We start from the raw sequence: 19,362 nt of genomic DNA on the forward strand, positions 1-19,362 counted from the left end.
AATTTATAATTTAGTTGTAATTAATTTTATTATTGCTACAACTAATATTAAAGCAGCTTTTATAATTTGGCAACTATTTTTTATCGCTTTCAATTCTATTTCTTAGCCGCTTCTGCTTCTTTTTCCAGCTCTATATCCAAGCTCGCAATGATAAATGCCTTCTCTTTACGATCCATATTCAAAAAGCTATTGGGCAGTATATTGAACCGATGAAGCGCAACGTGTGCATAGAAAGCTAGTCCGTCACGCTCATCCTCACCGCCCTGTATTAGTTTTTTGCTTCTTCTATTTCATCTTCTAAAGCATGATCTAAACCACTAATCTCTGATACTTTTTCAGAAATTTGAGATGCTTCTCCAACCCAGAACATTGCACCAAACAATTGCTCAGCACCTTTTACTCCATATGATTTTTGTAACTCTGTATCGTTTAAATCCGGATAAATAATCGAAGCAACACTAATACCCCTGTTATAAGCGACTGGATCAAACACACGCTCTTGGCGCCCTTTTCTACCAGGCTTATTTTTAAAGCAACGGTCATTAATTAAATCGGACTCCGCAGATGTTAAAGGACGTAATTTAATTGATTCTGTAAATCTTTCTAATTTCAGTTCTACTGGATCTGCCTGACGTACATTTTCTTTCATAAAAGCTTTAAAATTACTCATTTATAAGTTCCTCCTTATTGGATAACACTGAATTGGTTTAAGATTTCAAAATCGTCAAATGTGAATGGGAATTCGTCTTTTAATGTATCAGCGCTATCTGCATCAAGCATTGCCAATAGGGTTTTGTCTGGTACAATGTTTCGAATATCTACTGTTTGTTTACCAGCTGCACTTGTAATATCTGCGTTGACGATTGTTGCATCAAACATCGGTGACTTCCCTGATCGCAAATAATCCGAAGCCATGGCGCGAATTTCTGGACGATGATAGTACATAGTCATCTCTCCAACACCTTTAGCTCCAACAATTTTCGAACCTTCCATGCGAGCATTTAGACGCTTTACTTCCACCTTGTTATATTCTACTTCTGCTTTAAATTTTAGAATTTCTGCAATTTCAAATGTTTGACCCTCAATATTAATAAACACCAAGCCCTCACGTGAGGACATAGCGTCTTTTGTTTGCATAACGTTTGGTGCCATCAAGCCTTACCTCCTTCTTATTTGCACTCTACACGCATATATAATTTTTCCATGGCATCAATAAACTTGATACCTAATACTGCTAATACTGCATCTTTTTCATCGCCCTGTTCAATCACTATATCTTCTGGCATGTATGGATCAATTACCCCTAGTCTTACATAAGGATCAAGAACAGTTTTCATAAGTTGTTTCTTAAATAAATCTCGGCCATTCGCATCATTATTCACTTTACCAATGAAGTATTTACGGAAAATATGACGAGCGTTGTTCTCGATAATCGACATGCCACGATCAATCTTCCCCTTCCGGAAATCCTGATTTTTTTTCGGTGTGAATGAACGGAATGTGTTAATATCTTGCTCCACCACAACCTCATCATTATTGAATGAATAGACAATATGGCCGTCTTTTAATGCTTGAATAATTTCATCATTGGTCATTGTTTCTGCCTCAATAGCCCCTGGATATGTCGCATAGGTAAGCGATCCTACTGTTGAAGCGGCAAATGCTGCAGCAAACCAATATACAGCATCTTTTGCTGTTAGCACTTCTCCACCATCCAAAGTGACGCCATTTTTAATGGATACGGTACTTTCATGGTCTGCTGCATTGTAATTGTTCGTTACCAATGTTACACGTTTACCTGCCTGCTCCCGAAATTCCTTCACTTTAAGAGCAAGCAAGGACTTGATGGTATGATCATCTGTACCGTATGCAACTGTTTTAAAATCTAAGGAATCTAAAGCTGAGGCAAACTCTGAAATAGATTCGTTCGTTGCTGCTACAGTTGCCCCACCCCCAAGTGTCAAAATCGCATCAGCTCCAGGAAGGCTTCCCGTAAAAATAACAAAGTCATTTGCTTTCAATTCCTCAAAACTCGCTACCTTTTGAGAATCTACTTGTAAAGCTTCAAAATACGTTTTAATAGTTACAGCACCATCTAAACCAACAGTGACGGTTACATGAATCTTATTTCCGTCTGAGCCACCAAATAGTGCTGTTGCTGTAAGTCCTTCTGCTGTGGCTTTTGCCTTTTCCCCTAAACCATTAATGTTATATAAGAAAATGTTACTTGTTGCTTTAAAGGATTCTCTTACTGGTAAAATCTCTGCAAGTGACTTGCCAAATAGTGCTTTGAATTTTGTATTGGTAGATAGTTTAATAAATTTACCTACCTCACCCCAATCAAGCGCAACAGGAATAGCTAATGCTCCATTTGAATCTAGCCCCATTGTATTAAGACTATTGGTTTCAAAGTTAATGTACGCATCTGGCCGTACCTTGTTTTGTGTTTCCCAAATACCACCCATTAAGCCTTCACTCCTTTCTTTTTCCATTCATCGACAAGTCTATCCGCTTCACTTTTGGTATAACTCTTACCATCTTCAAGCACTACCTCATACTCTAACCTTGCCTTTGTGGAAGAAGTGGACTCTAAAAAAGCAACCTTGGAGAACTTTTTATTCCCCGGTTGCTTCGCCGTTTTGTTTGTTGTCTCTTGTGTCAAAATCAACGCCCTCCAATGTTCTCATTTTCACTTCTTCTAATATGTCGTGTAGACGAGCTTTCACTTGATATTTCATAACTAATATTTCATCTACTATTTCACCTTCAATTTCATGTACATGAAACCTACCAGCAAGGTACTTAAAGTTGTTTTGCACGACTTCTAATACATTTAGGCATTCTTCGTCTGTATCGTCTGTAGCAGGGAAATAGACCATGCTAAAAGAATAGGTTCGATTGGCTTGATACTTCATACCTCGCTCTTGGTGTACATTAAAAATACGTACTAAAAAAGCAGGTACTTTTAAGCCCTGCTTCACTGGTTTATCGTACACTTTCATTGTTGGGTAAAGAGAACGTATTTGCCTAATTGCAAGTGTCTTAATACCTTCTGTTACATTTACATCACTCACCTAGAATACGCCTCCATTCTTTCTCAATTTCACGCTCCCAAATTCGTGGCGCCAGCCTTTCCATTTCTTGTTCTGTCAGTTCTAACATAAACTGACCATCCACAAACCCTACTGTACGGCCAGCTATTACAATACGGTGGCCTTTCTCTACAAAAAGCGCATACTCCAAATTGTTATAGATAATAATTTTGTACGTATCGCCTTGCTTAATGATGTGATACTTCCAGTTATTGCGTAAATCACCCGTACCAACAGGCGTGAGCATTTTAACCTTACGGATGGTTAATTGAGCAATTCTTTCTGCCACTTTTTTATGGATCTTGCCCGAAGCAATGGTGAGCTCTTTCATCTTTTCTGCTAGTTGTTTCACTTCTTCAAATTCAAAAGCCATTAAGCATACACCTTCTTCTTCAAAAGCACTTCCTGATGTGTTACATAAAGAAAAGACTCTTTAGTAGACGTAAATTCATCCGTCATGATCAGCTCGCAATCTTCAAATAGCTGAACCGTTATTTCATCCCCAGCTAAAATATCAACGGTTGAAGAAAGAAACAGCTTGGCATCATATAGGATCTGATTTGCTTCTCCTTCCACAGTATTATTAAGTGTCTGCATTCCTACTGTAGATAAACGGCAAGGCACATTGGCATGCTTTGTAACCCATTTCTGTCCGGTTGAACCATTAGGCTTTTCATACTCTTCATACCGCTTCACTGTCGCCTCGCGATCATACATGAGCTCAACAGACTTTGTAGCTACAGCCAATAGCTTTCGAATGTTCAATCTACCACCTCAATTTCCGGAAGCGGTTAAGCTGAGATGTGTAGTTAGTGAGTATTTGCATAGTTTCTTGTTCACTTGTCGTTGTACTGGAACCTAATTCAACGGTGACATCGCCCTCTTTAACAGACTTTGCAACAGCAAAATCGGATGGATTTAACGATTTCATTTCATAGTTGATTAGATCAAGTGTCATATTCGCATGCAAGAATTTTATGTCGTCCGGAATGTCACTTCGGTTACAATACGTTTTAATCATTTGAGCTACCTCTTCAATTTTTAGAAGTAGCTCCTCTGTAGTAAATGTATCTGGTTGAACTTTACTTTTTACGATATCAAATACGTTCAAGTTAAAACCTCCTATTCAGTAGGTTCCGTAGATTTCGTACTGCGTTTCTTCGATGCTTCTACTACTGATAAGATTTCAAAACTAGGATGCTCAGCGTGTTCACTAAGTACCTCTAATTCTTCACCAACTTTGTACACTTCGTCATTATAGCGTACAGGGAAGCTGTTCTCTTTGACTTTCACAAGAGTTTTCATTTAGCAACCTCCTTATATTGTTTGAGCTTGGAAAACGTTATCGGCAGCATGGAATGATGGAATAGCTGTAGCGGCTGCTTTTGTCCAAGTCGAAACTGGGTCTTGTCCTTCTTCAAACACCATTGTGATGATTTTACCCACGCTTGACACGTCTGCACATTCTCGCAACATACGACTTTCTTCTGGTGTTGGTCCATATAACGTTTCACCTAAAGTTCCATCACCAAACATGACGAATTTGTCTTCATCAAGGTAACGATGTGATGTGTAAGATCCATTGGCTGCTTGCTTACGATACTTTGCATCATATACTGCAATGACAGGCAAATCATGTTGTTGTAAAAAAGCGTTTAAATCTTGTCGTGTTGGAATACGACCTGAATCTTTACCAAATAAAGCAGCAATGATTTTAGCATTCCGTAAAACCGAACGAAGTATTTTAGTAGATGTTAATGCTCGTGTAGGTTTATCAGTTAAAGTATCTGCCCAACGTTCCATATCACCGATAATGTCAGCTGAATCAGCTGTCCATAGCCCAGCACCACTTAAAGCTTCTTGGTGGTCAGGCGGCACATGGTAATTGACAGACATATTAAGTCCATTTTCATTCAACGTCACTTTACCTTTTGATAACGCTTCGATCCGCATTAATTCAACACGGGCGCGTACACCATTCACAAGTGTATCAACATCATTAAATACATTTTGCATTAAGTAATTCTTTTCTGCTTCATTGCGAGGTTGAGCCAATGCAATTAAATCTTTCTCAGTAATTTGCATTTTACGTTTAATATAGGCTGCCTCTAAAGCTTGCTTAGAAGCTTCACGACTACCAATTTCAGCCTCTGTGTCAAATGCATGTACTGATGCAATTGTCGGTAATGAACTTCCACCTTTAATCATGTCAAACTCAAGCGTAGAGTGCTTAACCTCTGGGAAAAGTGTTTCTCCTAGTAACGGCTTATACTCCCGTGTTTTTGAGTAATCAAGCATAGTTTTTTGATTGAATAATTCTAATACATCTGGCATATTTGTTTACTCCTTTCAAATGGCCGTTATTAACGGAATGTAATATTCTTTAAAGTTGTTTTCGCTTCTTCTGAAGGTGCCGTGTGTAACCGAGCTTCTAAAATGTAAGCTTGATCAATTAACGAACCAGGTTGTGGTCCGTTTGTTACATCCACATCGGTATACAAAATACCTTTCGCAGTACCGTCATTTGCAGGTAGTACTGTCCCTGCTTTAACAATCTTTTTACCGTTTGAATCTGCAACTACGCCTACATCACTTACCTGATACGTGAACGATTGCACCTTTGATGATGCTAAAAAATTTACACGTTCTGCTTTTTGTACATTACTTACATATGGCATATAATGTCCTCCCTAATCCCAAATAGTTTTTGATTCACTTGACTGACTGCGTGTGTTTAATTGTTGAGCGATTTGAGCACTGATTGATGTAGATGGTTTATCGTCAGTTTTACCTTCACCCGGTTTAGTTCCCTTTGGTAGCGGCTTTTCCTCAGTTTCAGGTGTAAATAAAAAGGCTTTAGATTCGCGCAGTGTTTTAATCTGCTCATCTAAGCCTTTTTTTACGTTACCTTCTTCGTCCAATTCAATTGTTGATTTATCAATAAGACCTGTAACGAGATCAGTATCATGTACTTTACTGGCAAGCGCTAATTTCAAGGCACTTTTAAGTTGAGTATCTTTGATTTTCGCTTCATATTCAGCCTTGTCAGTTTCGTTTTGTTGCTGCAGCTCTTCAATTTTTGTCTGTAACCCAGCAGCATCAATTTTTTTCAAATCATTTAGCTGAGTATCACGGTCTTTCAATTGAGTTGTTAGGTCCTTTACTTCGTTGATTTTATCGTCAAGACGACTTTTAGGAACCATTGTACCAAAACCTGCTATTACTTTATCTGCCTGTTCCTCTGATAAACCTAAAGCAATTAAATCTTCTTTTTTCATCGTATAGCCTCCTATTTCGCCGTTCTAGCTTTGAATCTTTTACGTCTGCAAAGCGAAAAAGACGCAAGATCAATTTTATGAAACATACCTCTCTTCCCATTCTTTATAGTTCATTTTCTTAATCCTACCGTTAGCAGAATTTCTTGTTTCATAAGCCATATACTCAGCTTCAGCAAAATATGGAATAGTCGTAGTTCTGCAACGCGCATGAAATGGGGGTGCATTAGTACCTGGCTGGTAATTCTTCACAAAGTAAATATTCATATCCTGCTCTTGGCAAATTTCAGATGTGCGATTGTCCAAAGTAGCAAGGATTTGATAACGTTCCAGATCCGCTTCAATGTATGAGTTATTAGCGGCAATGTTATGAAAGAAGTTAGCTTCTGTTCTTACCAGTGCCTCTGCCCGACTTAATACCACGTCAGTAGCTTTGCTGATTTCCCTTGAGGTTTTACTAAGAGAGCGGCCTTGCCTAAATGACTTTTCTAACTCATTTCTAATCGTAACCATAGTTGCCGCTTCATGACCCCAGATACGCTTTGAAAACTCCTTACCTGACCAGTTATAGGTTAGTACTTCTTTCATAACGCTATCCGTTAACCTAGTGATAGGCTGATAAACAGCAGTGAATGTGGCAATGTCATATAACCCTTTATAATAAGAGTTTTCGTATACTTCTGTTAAACCTGTATACGTATAAGCTTGTAACCCATTCGCACCACCATATAACTCAAGCATCTGCAATTGAATCTGTAAATGGAGCATCTCTAATCGAGAGATACGAGCCCGATAGCCAATTGCTTCTAATATGCGATCATATTCTCGATTCCCTGACAACGAAAGAGATTTGTATTGTTGCAATGTAATATTACGAAAATCTTTTAACTCTTTGGCCGTTAAATACTTCTTAGCCTCTGCATAGGAAATTTTATTATCAATAGCATAACGAGAATAAAACACCTCAATCTGCTGTATGATGTTCACTTGTGCTATGCGTAGCTGTTCTTCCATGCGAGCAAGATACTTACTGGCAATAAGCTGTGATTCCAATTCACGTTGTGCAGCACGATTTTCCCAATACTTACTCATTGTCAGTCACTTCCAATTTAGACTGGCGCTGTTTCTCCAAAGTCTCTTGATACTCATCTATCTCTTTCTGTTCTTCAGCTTTTTGTTTGGCTAACCTATCTTCAACTTCTGGCGTGTACCATGGATGATTTTCGCGGTTGGTTTGATCATCAATAATCCCTACTGACTTCTCGCACATTTCAACCGCTTCTACTTCATTAATAATAATGTCACGATTGAAAACAAACTTTACTTTTTCTTCAGTAAAATCGCCCTCTCCAATCATTTGAAAATAATGTGTAATGAACCACATCATGTGCTCGATACTCGACTGCATTTCACTCTCTAAAATATTGCAATCCATATCTAAATCACTGTAGCGGAATTTAAGTGCTACCCCAGATGCATTGCCCAAATTTTCATGTAATGAATCAACTCCACGGCCAAGCTCATAAATAGCTCTACGTGTACGTTCAAGTTCTTTTTCGTTAGCTTCAGTTTGAATCTCAGCCGATAATTTATCAACATCACCATTTTCATCCGTTTTGACTGCACGATAGACATTAAGATCGTGAAGAAACTCTTTTAAATCGACTCCACCATAGTTAATGAGTTTATAGATAAAATTAGGAATATCCGCAAGCACATCTGCATTTGTCGAAGCTTGTGTATTGTAATTGTCGACGAGTGATTTAATCAGCTCAATCAAAGGCTGCTCTTCTTCGTTATACCTGAAATGAATAAGGGGTATCTTTTCCCACAGCACCGGTTGATCACCTAATAAAAAGTGATAGCCTTGTTTTCCTCCCGCTGGAACATCTGGGATGAGTGTCGAACCTTCAAATACGTAGTGATCAATCCCATCACTGTGATAATGTTCTACCTTTTTCAACGTCTTTTTGGTCGTACCATCATAATGATTGGTTTCATACACCCGTATAAACGACTCAATTTTCATATTTTCAGAGTCAGCATAAAACGGTATGATTTGCTCGGATGGAAACCGCATAAAGCTCAGCTGCCCAACTTCATTAAAGTAAGGATGTAGGTAAGCAACACCTTTGTTAATGGCCTCTTTTCCTACTTTACGTAAGCGGTTAATCATGCCAGCATCAAATATGTCATCTAACTTTTTCTGATAACCTTCATTTTCACTAGTGACTGAAGGTTGCTTCGAAAGAACATAGCCAATCTTTTGATCAACAAGTTTCTTCACGTAGCCATGTATCAGCTTTAAGTTGGACTTCCACTCTGCATCCCGCTTCTTTTCTTCAATGTCCATCTTATTTTTGTAATACCTGTCACCTGTTAACATGAGCTTCCGTTTCGGAGAATCCTCCCACTCCTTTATCTCATTAAGCAACACTTGTTCATTTTTAATAACGCTTTCCACCATTCGTTTTATCACCTCCTCCATCTGTTCATGCCAACGTGGTCTATATAAATCTTCAATTAGCATTTAATCACCTCACTTTAGAACGGATAAACCACCTTTTTTAAATACGACCGTGTTAACAAAATATCTATCACTATCCATCTGGTGATCATTATGTTTTACTGGCTTATCCTCGCCACGATCTGCCGCTTTTTCATCCCAAATGTAAGACGAAAACTCACGAAAGGTTTCTTTACAGCAATCGTTATACTTGATTAAACCGTTAATAAGCGCATTGCCAACATTTCTAATACCTTCTAACACATCGTTTTTCGCCTTTATCACACGTATACCATTCTGTTTTAGTAGTGTGATGAATGAAGAAGCGGACGGGTCAACAATAACACCTTGGAAGTTTTCAACGCCTTCTATGAATTTTAACAAGTCCATATAATACTCTTGGTCCGTCTTTTGTTTACTTCTTTTACGACCGTCATAATGATATTCCTTAACCTTGTACCAAATCCCATCAAAAAAGCCCCACAGACCAAATGTTGTAGGGTTCTGTGTGCCATAGTCGACACTCACATAGTAATTGGAATATTTGCGTTGCTCTGTTTTCACACTGTGTAAAGCCTCATCAAACATATCGTAAATGATACCTTCAGCAAGTACCCATAACCCAAGTATAAATCGTTGATAGAACACACCTTTATACATGCGTTTATACCGCTCTTTTATGCGTTCTGACAACGATAAGTTATCATCCATTGTAAAGTGTAAGTGCAACATATTCTTATCTTCTAATTGGTCCAGATATTCTAATTTGAACCAATGGTAAGGACCAGCTGGGTTACAGTTAAACCAAAACTTAGCTCCATCAACAGAACATCGAGCAGTTGCTTGGTTAACAAATGATTGAGGCATCAGTGCTACTTCGTCAAAGAACATTCCAGCGAGTGTAATCCCTTGAATAAGATCCTGTGACGCCTCATCTCTTCCACCGAAAATATAAAAATAGTTCACCTTGCCATTTCGAGTGACAGTGAACATATTTTCTGAACGATATTCTTTTACTTTATAACCACGGGACTGCAGCATCCGCTTCAAAGGTTTGAAAACGTTACGCCTGAACGAACCGATTGTTTTACCGGCCATACCAAGGTTTTCATCATCAAACGTTTCCATTGCCCACATAACGAACGATAGAGACATAACGATTGTTTTCCCAGCACGAACAGAACCATCACAAATAAGTCCATCTTTATCCTTGTGAGGGGAATCAGATTGCCACCATTTGAGTACTTTGAGTTGTTTCTTGCTAAACGGCTTGAATTTGAATAGAGCGGGTTTCTTCCGTTTACTCATCCCAATCCACTTCCGTTCCCTTCAGCGCCTCTAGGAAGCCATCATCTTCGAACTCATCTTCGTCATCACCATTTTCTTTACGAATAGCGATTTCCGATAGTTCGATGTCTGCTTTTGTTTTCTCCATGTTAAGCTGCATCTGTTCCAGTTTGATCCTGCGTTCATCATCATAATCCGCCATCTCAACAAATTGACGAATAGAAGAACGCAACTCCCCAATTGCTCTCGATTGAGCAGTGAGTAGTTGCGCCTGTCGTTCCCAAGAAAATTGGAAGTTATATTCCACCTCATCCAATGTACGTTCGTATTTTGATTCAGTTTTACCATCTTCATTCGTTGTCTCAACTTCTGAATAGCTATACTTTTCTTTTTTGATTTCTTTAATCATTTCGTCTTTCGATTCAACATGCATGATTCGTTGAGCCCTAATGATTGCAGCATACTGTATTTGTATTTGATCCCAAATTAAATCAGCAGGAGAACGCTCGTTCATCGCTTCCATGATTTCGAGTGTTTCTTCTGGCAAGAACTTAGCAAAGAAGCCATGAGTTGTTGCATTCTGATTTTGCTTAGGTGCACCATGGCCCTTTGCGTTATTGTTGCCTGCAGGAGCACCTCTACTTCGTTTAGTAACGTTACCATTGGATTTAGTAACGTTACCTTTCAATTGGTCATCCCATTTATCTTGGTTCTTCCACTTTCGAATTTGTGAGTCGGATAAATCTAGTTGTTCAGCAATATCCTTCAAGAGCGATTGCCCTTTGCTTTCAAGCCACATTTGAAACGCTTCATCACGTTTCGGATTTCTCGGTCTAGCCATATCTCATACACCACCACCTCCATCGTCATTTGTTTGTTTTGTAATCACCCCATTATGCTAGTTGCTAATTTAATGAAAATAAAAAACCACGCTCGAATGAACGTGACCTGAAAGCTATATTTTATTTATAAAACTAAAAAAACACTTTGAAACATAAAGTTTAAATGAACTTCTGTATTTTATTTATACGGTAATGTCTCTATGGAATCACCTTTATTACAAGTAATGAGCTTAGCCTTAAATTCTATACTTGTTGAAAGTTTCTGCAACTTCCTTAATTCGATAGCCAACTTTTCTACTCCAACCAATCCTTCACTTTGCAATTCAGTAATGACCAACTCAAGTTGTTTTAATGACTGTTGAATTAATTCTATATTTTCCCTATATTTTCCTAAAACCTTTTCAGTAACCAATATTTCACCCTGATTGTTTGTGTTTTTAATCATTTGAGCGACTCTTCCTTTCTCTCTATAAAGTCATCATTACGGTGTGGTCTTTGAAACACGAGATATTAATAAACATCTTAGGATATGGCATGAAACCATCTATTTAATCATATTTAATTAGCACTATTATAAAGTGGTTTAACTTATTTAACAATTTAATTTATTTTTATTAATTCATAATAAAAAGCCATACCTACTGGATATGGCTTGGTAATTTATTTAAGGAAGTACATACATAACTGTTACTGCTGCTCCAAACGGAAGTGCCCCATCCCCTGTTACAATCCTTACAGATAATAGGTCGCATTTATTTATAGCATAGTTAGCTGTTGTTGAACCACAACAATTGGGGTTTGCAGCAGTATTTGGCCCTGTTACTGATGCAATAACACCTGTTGAAATCGGGTCAGTAAAACCACAGCTTCTACTAATAACTACTTCAGCCGTTACTGTATCTGCAGCTGTTAATGGATTATCACGTACATTTAAAACTAATCCAGTTATAATTGCGTTTTCTGGTATAACAACCGTATTTCGCGGGAATAGCGCGGACGCGGTACCTAATCCTAAATATTGACCATTTGCTATTGCTTCATCTGTTGCTAAATAAATTTCACACACTCTTGCGTTATTAATTGGTGGTGGTGGAGTTACTCCATTCATTTCTGGTATACATGGTGCTTTGAATCTAAAGAAACACTGATTTTTTTCACAACCGCACATATTGTTTGCATGGTGGTGATTCCAAGCTTTATTACAATTTCTACATCCCATTTTTAAAATCCCTCCTTGTTTTTACTACACTATTCAATTAGGGATAAAGGAAATAGACAATTATACTATGTACAATTCATTTAGTTAGTTTTTTATAATAATACAAAAGACCACTAATAATTGTGGTCTTTTAACAAGGGGATAAAAAAATGTGTTTAAATAATTCTAGTGGTTACTCAAGCCACTTCTACATCCTATTCCTCACAAGACGTTTCTCATAGGTAAAAGCCTATGGCATATACACAGATTATGGTTCTAAATAGTGCATTACCGCGAACTTTATTGTTAGTTAATTGAATTAAATGGAAAGTGGACAAAAGTTCACATAAAAACCACTTCTTTATTATTAATTAAGACATCTAATCACTTAAAAAATATAGGCTGGCCGTTGGTCTGTTTTCCTCTAATATTTAGGTTTTTATAAATACCAAGGGAGGAAAACCTTATCGCACCGTCCTGCCTCCCATTTTACATTGCAAATTTTTCGTAGGTCAAAATAGTACTTATTTGGCTATTTTGGCTAATCTGGCTAAAAATGATTTGTTTCTTTAACCGCACATAATCTTTAGATGCTGATAGATGTTCAGCGATTTGTCTGTACGTCATTCCATCAAGTAAGCAATCATAAATGGTTTTAAGTTGTTCATCGTCAATTAGATTGTAAGCTACCTCTAACGCGTATACATAAGTACGTAGCTTTTCTAATCGCGCTATCTGACCACGTTCACGTACATCCATTCTTTTAAGCTCTTCTACGCTACGAATCAAACTCCCTTTTGGCATTGCTGCATCTATTCCATACTGAGCTACCCCCCAAGAAACCATTGAGCTTGAACTACCATATAAAACTCTTTCTAACCGATTAATTTCTTTCTTCCAGAAACGATAGTTTTTCACTAGATAATCAATGTCTGCCTCTGACCATACTTCTTTTACTGTTTGAGCTGTTAACATAGGTTTGGCCTCCTAAGTTGTGTTATAATGACTTATCTGTGAGGCCATCAAAGGGCATAAACCATTTCTAGCTGTAGCGTGAGTCGACGCTACGGCTTTTTTCTTTTTTTCAAAAATATCTCGAACATACTAAACCTAGAAGTTTGGTAAGTATAATTATTACCAAACTTTTTCATTAAATTTAAGTAAATATTAGTTTATTGTAGTTTATAAAGATACTTAGTTTATTCTGCGTTTCATATTAACTTTTAATTCCAAAATAGTTATAAAATAACATTAGACTATTAACTATACACAAATGTTTATATTTGTTCTGTACTTTATTTATAAAATTATTTATTGCAGAATAGACAAATTACCAGCCAATTTACAATCCTTTTCATAGATTAAGAATATAAGGTTACGATACCTTAAATCTATTATGAAAGGAGGGTATACGATGAGTGTTAATAGAAATCCAGCAGCTAGAAAAAAATGCTCCTCTTGCAATTCAAGAGTAAGTAACGTTTCAAATGAGAGCAATCGTTGCATAGGCTGTGCTTGTGACCAATTAAGAGATTTAAAAGTTAATTCTCGAGTTAACATCTTTTTAAAGAGTGGTAGAGAATTTAATAATGTAAGATTTCTTTCCTTAAACAATGAAGATTGTTGCGCATATTTTCTAGATGGCTCTAGAACTCTAGTTGTAAACTGTAAAGATATTGAAGCTATTCTATTACCAGTATAGTAGTTTTAATTTTAAAGAAGTCTATTCTTCTATGGGTAGGCTTCTTTTCTCCAAACAAAGAGTTTTAAATTTAGCCTACATTAAGACATAACTTTTTATTTTTCCAAAGGCAATAAACTATAAAACCCAAGTTACCTAAGCATATGAATAGTAGTGTTAAGCTAAACTAGTTTAACAGGAACCTCCTGAATTGTTACTTAGGGTCACTCACACTCAGTGACCCGTTTTTAGTTTATTTCCTCATATTGTTCAGTAAGCGCTACTCACATAAAGTATCTTTATTCAAACCTAAATAGGTTTTAATCCAATCTCATATTTCTTTTAAACATATTATAAAAGAAATAGTGGGGTGAAATTATGTCTAAAAAAAAGAAAATTACTAGAATAAAGCCTAACGGTTATTGTCCGCCAGTTAAGTACACAGCACTTAATAGTTGCTGTCCTTCAGCCCCCTCCTCTTCGTGTCTTTGTGACTGTTGTGTTTTTCCACTTCAGTCCGTCTTACAGCAGCTTGTTGGGCAAACTGTAATTCTTGGCACTGTTGCAGACGCACCAAATGTACCTCCTCTATTTTTTTTATTCACAATTACTGAAGTGAATGATTTTTTAGTTACTGTCACAGATGGTGTGACAACCTTTGAAGTAAACATTTCTGATGTTACAGAGGTAGGATTTTTACCACCAGGACCTACTATCAACTTGTTGTCACCTGTTAATTCAGGGTGCGAATGTAATTGTCGCGAACGACCGATCAGACAATTGCTAGATACACTTATCGGTTCTACAGTTAATCTTTTAGCAGTTAATGGTTCTATTGCAGCAGATTTTATTGTGGAACAAACAGGTCTTGGCATAGTGTTAGGTACTTTACCAATAAGTCCTGAAACAATCGTTAGATTTGCAATTTCAACTTGCAAAATAACAGCTGTAGGGCAGACTAATTGAATAAGGGATGATATTAAAAATATTTAGTGAGTCGTTAAATCAGTAATTTATTCTTGAACTAACAGGGGCTTGTTGAATAGCTAGAAAGACGTATCCAGCTCATACGAGTGGTCTTTTTTTAAAATAACATTAATAATGAGTCTAAATGATTAATTGATTGTAGCCTATTGCCCTTTACTCCATATTTCACTTTAATAAAATACTACGAATGGAGGTGAAAAAATGGATAACTGTAGTAACTGTAATAAACGTTCCTGCTTGTGCGGAAGCCAAATAGGACCATTCAAAGCAGTGGACCTCTGTGGAATTACTGGTCCTATTCCTCCTGTAATACCAACAGCATGTAGTGGTCTATGCGAATACGGATATATATATAATCTAAGTCCTGAAACTGTCGCTGTAGAAGCAGATATTATTTTTGATTCAACAGGTATAGTTACACCGGGAATTACGCATGCTCCTGGAACCTCTCAAATTTTTGTTACTAGACCAGGAATCTACGAGGTTACTTTCATCGTATCAGGTGTTGAACCTAACCAATTCACACTATTTTTAAATGGTGCACCGGTGACGCAGGCAGTCTATGGTTCAGGAGCCGGTACTCAACAAAACACGGGTCAGGTAATAATTTCTATACCATCCGGCGGGTTTCTTACACTTAGGAACCATTCTTCTGCAGCAGCAGTAATCCTTCAAACTTTAGCAGGAGGCACACAAATAAACGTAAATGCTTCAATTATCCTTAAATTGCTAAGTCCTATTATCTAGAGATATAAAGACAGAACTGAAAAATAATAGATTTGTGTTAGGAGTGATTAACCTTTTGGGTAGGAATTACTCCTTTTTTCTTTTAACATCTATACACGCTTCCTTTACTGAACAATTTCTTTCAACTATTCCCCCATTTCATCCCCTTTGACTTAACTTTCTTAAGTCTGATTGTTTTCATATGTCTATCCCATTTTCAAAACAAACTCAACTGCTCATATTTTTGCTTCTTGACAGGTAATTTCACTGTTTCAGATATTTCGCACTCAATTTTTGTCGTTTGGTTCACCTTTTCCTGCTTATCGTTCACCATAACCGCTTCTAGTACGGTTCTCGATCCAACTTTTCTAATAGCCTGTAGTTCCTCTCCTATTAAAAGCACGCTACTTATGACCTTCCTATCTACAAGCTCATTTCTTTTAATTGATATGCAACCATAAAAATTCTCTATCACCGTTGCCTGCACACCATTTTCATAATGTTTATGCCTGATAAGTGATGCATCCACAATTTCTACAATATCGCCAACCTCAAATATGGTAGTGGTTTCTGTTGCTGATTCTTCAAAAGACACAATACGCTCAAAACATTCTGTACGTTTATATGCGCCGATTGGAGGACCATCTGGACGATGTTTAAAAAACACACTGTAGTAACCATCTGATTTTGGCTCCGTAATGATGTATTCCTCGTCAGTTCGATAGAAATGTGATGGTGGCTTCACTACAAGGGCCAAATATTTATTAAGTACTTGAGCTGGCGCATCAATAGCAACATCCACTAACTCAAAGTGATTCTTTTGGTAGGTTCCAAAGTGAGATCCGGGTCTAGGGAAGCGGCTAGCACAATATGCATGACCGCCATGTGGGAAAAGATAGTAAAGTTCACCTTTTGTGAGATTAGTAGAACCTCCAGTATCAACACATTTTCCCTGTAACATCCTCACCACCTACTTTCGATAAATGGCAGCAAGTAGTGCAATGTATAGCCGTCTATTGATACTGCTTCGCTTGCATGTTCTTCAAATGTTGCCAGTGGAATCGATTTACGCCCACCACTTTGAGCTGTCTGCCAAGCTGCTTGAAGCGGTGGAAATGGTAAGCGATAGTATTTATCCAACTCGCTGAAATACACAAGTAGAAAAGTGATAGCGCCTTTTTCGTACCAGGAACGGAGCAATTCGTATTGATGATCATGTAAGTTTTGGAGCGGAAAACTTTTGCCCTTCGTTTCCTTTGCATCAAATACCACTGCTCGTCCATTACAGACACCTGCATAGTCCACCCATTCAGGCTTTTCCTTCCGTCCTTCTACTTGGGAGCCTTTATCCTTTGTAATTTGTACAGGCGTTGGAATTTTACGAATATCAGCTAATCCCGCATTACGATATTTTGTGTTGGCCATATCAATGACACGTTCTAAATACTTGCCACGGTTAGCATGTGTTACCGATTTCGCACGCTGCTTAGTTGATTGATTATAAAACATTCTGCGCCCTCATTTCTTCATGATTTTCTGCCTCTAGCACGTCAAAAATGGTGAGCTGGTTCTTCAAAAACTCTTGCTCAAGATCATTCAAGTGCCGCTTCCAGCAAGTAAACCCATACTGTCTTACAATGGATTCTCCATTTTTTAAGGGTCTGTTGCATCTTTTACAACGACTCATCCTATCAGCCTCCTAAAATGGCAAATCATCGTCAGACACTTCTATCGGTCCTCGACTATTCGCAAATGGGTCCTCATCTACTCTTGTATAGCTAGATTGATTCATAGGCGATTGATTTTGCTGATAAGCACCTTGCCCTGGCATAGCACCACCGAATTGCTGTTGCGGCTGTCCACCATTATATGTTGGCTGGTTGTTGCCGTAAGCTTGTCCGCCATATTGAGGCTGCTGTTGTTGCGATGGATATGGATTAGGCTGCTGTTGTCCACTAGCTTGACTACGTGACTCTAAAAATTGGATACTGTCTGCTACAACAGTAGTGATATATACTCTTTGTCCATTCTGATCCTCGTAACTATGCGTTTGAATACGACCTTCTAAACCAATCAGTGCCCCTTTGCGCTGATAGTTTGCTAGATTTTCAGCTGCTTTCCGCCATGCTTGGCAGTTAATAAAATCTGCATCACGCTCACCATTTTGATTGGCAAATGTACGGTTAATGGCTACTGTAAAGCGGCAAGATGCAATCCCGTTCGGTGTGTAGCGTAACTCAGGATCTTTTGTAAGACGGCCAACTAATACGACACGATTAATCATTGTTTGAATCCTCCCTTTTTGTGGCGATACCAGCATGCACATTGTTTTCTAAATATCTAAGTTGTTGCATTGCATAATGTGGACAATTGCTGTCACTTAACCGCTTCTGTACATCTTGTAGGACTGGAAGCGGGAACTGATACTTACTGACAAGCTGGTTAACACGCTTCGCTACTTCATCATGTGTCACTGCCCGTACTAGTGCTTGGTCAGTGCCATTAGTAAAAGTACCTTTTGCCTGAGCAACATTGGCGAAATGGTCACGCATTTTCATATGCTCTTCATGTCTGCTCAAATTTTTCTTCCACCTTCCCTAACGTTGCTAAGATTTTTTGTCGTTCTGCTTCAAAGTAAGCTTTCTGTTCTTCCGACGGCTCCGCCTCTACATCCGTAATAAGTATTGATGATTCGATGATTTCTCCATTTTGTGGTTTTTCAAGTTGCCGCTCTATAAACCATTGTGGAACAATCTCTCTCCGCACCCGTTGATATTGCGGAGGAATACTTCCGTTAGCTTTCTCCCTTTCCCCTTTGATTTGAAGGATTAATGTGGTTGCTTTTTCACGTAGTTTTTTGGTTGAAAGAATATTTGATTGCCAGAAGCTGTTGTTTTGTGACCAATCAATTAAGTATTCAATTTGTTGAGCAGTCCGTTGATCTCGTTCCATCATGAGACGAATATGATCAGCCCAGCTATTCAAATTTGGCTTTTTAAAATTGGCATCGTTAGCAAGAATTCTTTCATAAAGCCTATTTGCTAATTGATATTCAACAGAAGATTCGTCGTAAACTCGTTTGCGACTAGTATTCTTTTTAGTAATCTCTGTATTTGTAATCTCTGTAGTAATCTCTGTATACGTATTACCCTCAGGGGCAATAGGTGTTTCCCGTTTGGGTAATACCCTATTGCCCATATCGGTAACACCCTCTTTCCCATTTGGGCAATACCCTGTTACCTTTTTGGGTAACACCCTATTACCTAAAAAGGTAATACCCTCTAAAAGTCCTATGTCTAAATCGATAAATAATACATTGGATAAATTTGTTCCATTGGATGTGATTGTCCGAAAATCACGAGTAATTAGACCAAGTTGCTCCAAACGATCCATAGCTTCTCTGACTTGTTTTTTGCTAAAGCCAAATTGTTCAACAAAGCTATCATAAGAACGTTGTAGCGCATCCGCTTTAAACTTCTTTTTTATGCCCAGTAAACGCCCTGATGCCTCTTCTTTCACATGTGTAGGGCGATACCAATAAACAATTTCACTGAGCAATGTGATAGCAATTAAATCAGGCTTACCTGTGCTTAATCGGATGTTTTCATACCATGTATGTGGGATGACATTCCCTTCTAAATGCATCTGTCCAATCGCATCTACTGTTGTATTTCCTGTTGTAAACATTTGGTTTGCCCTCCTTATAAAAATCCATCTGTTCGCTTACAAATGGCAAAACTGCCTTTGATATCGATCAACTTGTAATCA

General features: G+C 37.9%; 27 protein-coding genes and 1 pseudogene. 3 read left to right on the forward strand and 25 right to left on the reverse strand.

Annotated features, from left to right (window positions below; translation table 11 throughout):
• Nucleotides 1-268 precede the first annotated feature (268 nt).
• From MKY76_RS12695 to MKY76_RS12785, 19 genes are all read right to left on the reverse strand, one after another.
• Nucleotides 269-670, reverse strand: a complete 402-nt coding sequence (locus MKY76_RS12695; protein ID WP_036075119.1) for a phage portal protein — start codon at nucleotides 668-670, stop codon at nucleotides 269-271.
• Between the two features lie 14 nt (nucleotides 671-684).
• Complete coding sequence (locus MKY76_RS12700; protein WP_205443772.1) at nucleotides 685-1,152, reverse strand: phage tail tube protein; 468 nt, start codon at nucleotides 1,150-1,152, stop codon at nucleotides 685-687.
• 17 nt (nucleotides 1,153-1,169) lie between these two features.
• Complete coding sequence (locus MKY76_RS12705) at nucleotides 1,170-2,465, reverse strand: phage tail sheath subtilisin-like domain-containing protein (protein WP_342556647.1); 1,296 nt, start codon at nucleotides 2,463-2,465, stop codon at nucleotides 1,170-1,172.
• On the reverse strand, nucleotides 2,465-2,662 hold the full coding sequence (locus tag MKY76_RS12710) for a hypothetical protein (RefSeq protein ID WP_342556648.1): 198 nt from the start codon (nucleotides 2,660-2,662) through the stop codon (nucleotides 2,465-2,467). Before MKY76_RS12710 ends, MKY76_RS12705 begins: the two co-directional genes overlap by 1 nt.
• Nucleotides 2,616-3,074, reverse strand: a complete 459-nt coding sequence (locus MKY76_RS12715) for a DUF6838 family protein (protein WP_342556649.1) — start codon at nucleotides 3,072-3,074, stop codon at nucleotides 2,616-2,618. The genes MKY76_RS12710 and MKY76_RS12715 overlap by 47 nt, the downstream gene beginning before the upstream one ends.
• Nucleotides 3,067-3,465: an HK97 gp10 family phage protein gene (locus tag MKY76_RS12720; RefSeq protein WP_342556650.1), complete on the reverse strand. Its 399-nt coding sequence runs from the start codon at nucleotides 3,463-3,465 to the stop codon at nucleotides 3,067-3,069. The genes MKY76_RS12715 and MKY76_RS12720 overlap by 8 nt, the downstream gene beginning before the upstream one ends.
• On the reverse strand, nucleotides 3,465-3,857 hold the full coding sequence (locus MKY76_RS12725) for a hypothetical protein (RefSeq protein WP_342556651.1): 393 nt from the start codon (nucleotides 3,855-3,857) through the stop codon (nucleotides 3,465-3,467). The genes MKY76_RS12720 and MKY76_RS12725 overlap by 1 nt, the downstream gene beginning before the upstream one ends.
• A 1-nt stretch (nucleotide 3,858) precedes the next feature.
• Nucleotides 3,859-4,203 carry a hypothetical protein gene (locus MKY76_RS12730; protein WP_342556652.1) on the reverse strand — a complete coding sequence of 115 codons (345 nt, stop codon included), beginning with the start codon at nucleotides 4,201-4,203 and terminating at the stop codon, nucleotides 3,859-3,861.
• Nucleotides 4,204-4,214: 11 nt separating this feature from the next.
• Nucleotides 4,215-4,397, reverse strand: coding sequence for a hypothetical protein (locus MKY76_RS12735; RefSeq protein ID WP_342556653.1), 183 nt, complete (start codon nucleotides 4,395-4,397; stop codon nucleotides 4,215-4,217).
• Between the two features lie 12 nt (nucleotides 4,398-4,409).
• Nucleotides 4,410-5,426, reverse strand: coding sequence for a major capsid protein (locus MKY76_RS12740; protein ID WP_342556654.1), 1,017 nt, complete (start codon nucleotides 5,424-5,426; stop codon nucleotides 4,410-4,412).
• Nucleotides 5,427-5,455: 29 nt separating this feature from the next.
• A complete protein-coding gene (locus MKY76_RS12745; protein WP_342556655.1) occupies nucleotides 5,456-5,770 on the reverse strand; it encodes a hypothetical protein in 315 nt (104 codons plus the stop codon).
• Nucleotides 5,771-5,782: 12 nt separating this feature from the next.
• On the reverse strand, nucleotides 5,783-6,370 hold the full coding sequence (locus tag MKY76_RS12750; RefSeq protein ID WP_342556656.1) for a phage scaffolding protein: 588 nt from the start codon (nucleotides 6,368-6,370) through the stop codon (nucleotides 5,783-5,785).
• Between the two features lie 75 nt (nucleotides 6,371-6,445).
• Nucleotides 6,446-7,459 (reverse strand): minor capsid protein, encoded by a 1,014-nt coding sequence (locus MKY76_RS12755; RefSeq protein WP_342556657.1) that lies wholly within the window; start codon nucleotides 7,457-7,459, stop codon nucleotides 6,446-6,448.
• A complete protein-coding gene (locus MKY76_RS12760) occupies nucleotides 7,452-8,897 on the reverse strand; it encodes a phage portal protein (protein WP_342556658.1) in 1,446 nt (481 codons plus the stop codon). Before MKY76_RS12760 ends, MKY76_RS12755 begins: the two co-directional genes overlap by 8 nt.
• Before the next feature lie 9 nt (nucleotides 8,898-8,906).
• Nucleotides 8,907-10,181 (reverse strand): PBSX family phage terminase large subunit, encoded by a 1,275-nt coding sequence (locus MKY76_RS12765; protein ID WP_342556659.1) that lies wholly within the window; start codon nucleotides 10,179-10,181, stop codon nucleotides 8,907-8,909.
• Complete coding sequence (gene terS, locus MKY76_RS12770) at nucleotides 10,174-11,001, reverse strand: phage terminase small subunit (protein WP_342556660.1); 828 nt, start codon at nucleotides 10,999-11,001, stop codon at nucleotides 10,174-10,176. The genes MKY76_RS12765 and terS overlap by 8 nt, the downstream gene beginning before the upstream one ends.
• Nucleotides 11,002-11,180: 179 nt before the next feature.
• Complete coding sequence (locus MKY76_RS12775) at nucleotides 11,181-11,447, reverse strand: hypothetical protein (protein ID WP_342556661.1); 267 nt, start codon at nucleotides 11,445-11,447, stop codon at nucleotides 11,181-11,183.
• A gap of 219 nt (nucleotides 11,448-11,666) precedes the next feature.
• Complete coding sequence (locus MKY76_RS12780) at nucleotides 11,667-12,221, reverse strand: hypothetical protein (protein ID WP_263081756.1); 555 nt, start codon at nucleotides 12,219-12,221, stop codon at nucleotides 11,667-11,669.
• Between the two features lie 468 nt (nucleotides 12,222-12,689).
• Nucleotides 12,690-13,175 (reverse strand): sigma-70 family RNA polymerase sigma factor, encoded by a 486-nt coding sequence (locus MKY76_RS12785; protein WP_257522291.1) that lies wholly within the window; start codon nucleotides 13,173-13,175, stop codon nucleotides 12,690-12,692.
• Nucleotides 13,176-13,614: 439 nt separating this feature from the next.
• On the opposite strand from MKY76_RS12785, the gene MKY76_RS12790 reads away from it, so the two are divergent.
• The 3 genes and pseudogenes from MKY76_RS12790 to MKY76_RS12800 all read left to right on the forward strand — a co-directional run bounded on the left by MKY76_RS12790 (nucleotide 13,615) and on the right by MKY76_RS12800 (nucleotide 15,615).
• Nucleotides 13,615-13,902 carry a hydrolase gene (locus tag MKY76_RS12790; protein WP_257522292.1) on the forward strand — a complete coding sequence of 96 codons (288 nt, stop codon included), beginning with the start codon at nucleotides 13,615-13,617 and terminating at the stop codon, nucleotides 13,900-13,902.
• A 462-nt stretch (nucleotides 13,903-14,364) separates the two neighbouring features.
• Nucleotides 14,365-14,847 (forward strand): annotated as a pseudogene (locus tag MKY76_RS12795) (bclA protein); the annotation flags it as partial.
• Nucleotides 14,848-15,069: 222 nt separating this feature from the next.
• Nucleotides 15,070-15,615, forward strand: a complete 546-nt coding sequence (locus MKY76_RS12800; protein WP_342556662.1) for a collagen-like protein — start codon at nucleotides 15,070-15,072, stop codon at nucleotides 15,613-15,615.
• 196 nt (nucleotides 15,616-15,811) lie between these two features.
• On the opposite strand, the gene MKY76_RS12805 is transcribed toward MKY76_RS12800, so the two are convergent.
• The 6 genes from MKY76_RS12805 to MKY76_RS12830 are packed head-to-tail and all read right to left on the reverse strand — an operon-like array spanning nucleotide 15,812 to nucleotide 19,281.
• Nucleotides 15,812-16,555 (reverse strand): hypothetical protein, encoded by a 744-nt coding sequence (locus MKY76_RS12805; protein ID WP_342556663.1) that lies wholly within the window; start codon nucleotides 16,553-16,555, stop codon nucleotides 15,812-15,814.
• A gap of 2 nt (nucleotides 16,556-16,557) precedes the next feature.
• Complete coding sequence (locus tag MKY76_RS12810; protein WP_342556664.1) at nucleotides 16,558-17,103, reverse strand: Holliday junction resolvase RecU; 546 nt, start codon at nucleotides 17,101-17,103, stop codon at nucleotides 16,558-16,560.
• Nucleotides 17,093-17,281, reverse strand: a complete 189-nt coding sequence (locus tag MKY76_RS12815; protein WP_342556665.1) for a DUF6011 domain-containing protein — start codon at nucleotides 17,279-17,281, stop codon at nucleotides 17,093-17,095. Before MKY76_RS12815 ends, MKY76_RS12810 begins: the two co-directional genes overlap by 11 nt.
• Before the next feature lie 12 nt (nucleotides 17,282-17,293).
• Nucleotides 17,294-17,878 carry a single-stranded DNA-binding protein gene (gene ssb, locus MKY76_RS12820; RefSeq protein ID WP_342556666.1) on the reverse strand — a complete coding sequence of 195 codons (585 nt, stop codon included), beginning with the start codon at nucleotides 17,876-17,878 and terminating at the stop codon, nucleotides 17,294-17,296.
• Nucleotides 17,871-18,173, reverse strand: coding sequence for a DUF6877 family protein (locus MKY76_RS12825; protein WP_342556667.1), 303 nt, complete (start codon nucleotides 18,171-18,173; stop codon nucleotides 17,871-17,873). Before MKY76_RS12825 ends, ssb begins: the two co-directional genes overlap by 8 nt.
• Nucleotides 18,160-19,281 (reverse strand): DNA replication protein DnaD, encoded by a 1,122-nt coding sequence (locus tag MKY76_RS12830; RefSeq protein ID WP_342556668.1) that lies wholly within the window; start codon nucleotides 19,279-19,281, stop codon nucleotides 18,160-18,162. The genes MKY76_RS12825 and MKY76_RS12830 overlap by 14 nt, the downstream gene beginning before the upstream one ends.
• Between the last annotated feature and the right edge of the window lie 81 nt (nucleotides 19,282-19,362).

The organism is Lysinibacillus sp. FSL P4-0201, assembly GCF_038593425.1.
In the GTDB taxonomy this organism is placed as follows: domain Bacteria; phylum Bacillota; class Bacilli; order Bacillales_A; family Planococcaceae; genus Lysinibacillus; species Lysinibacillus capsici.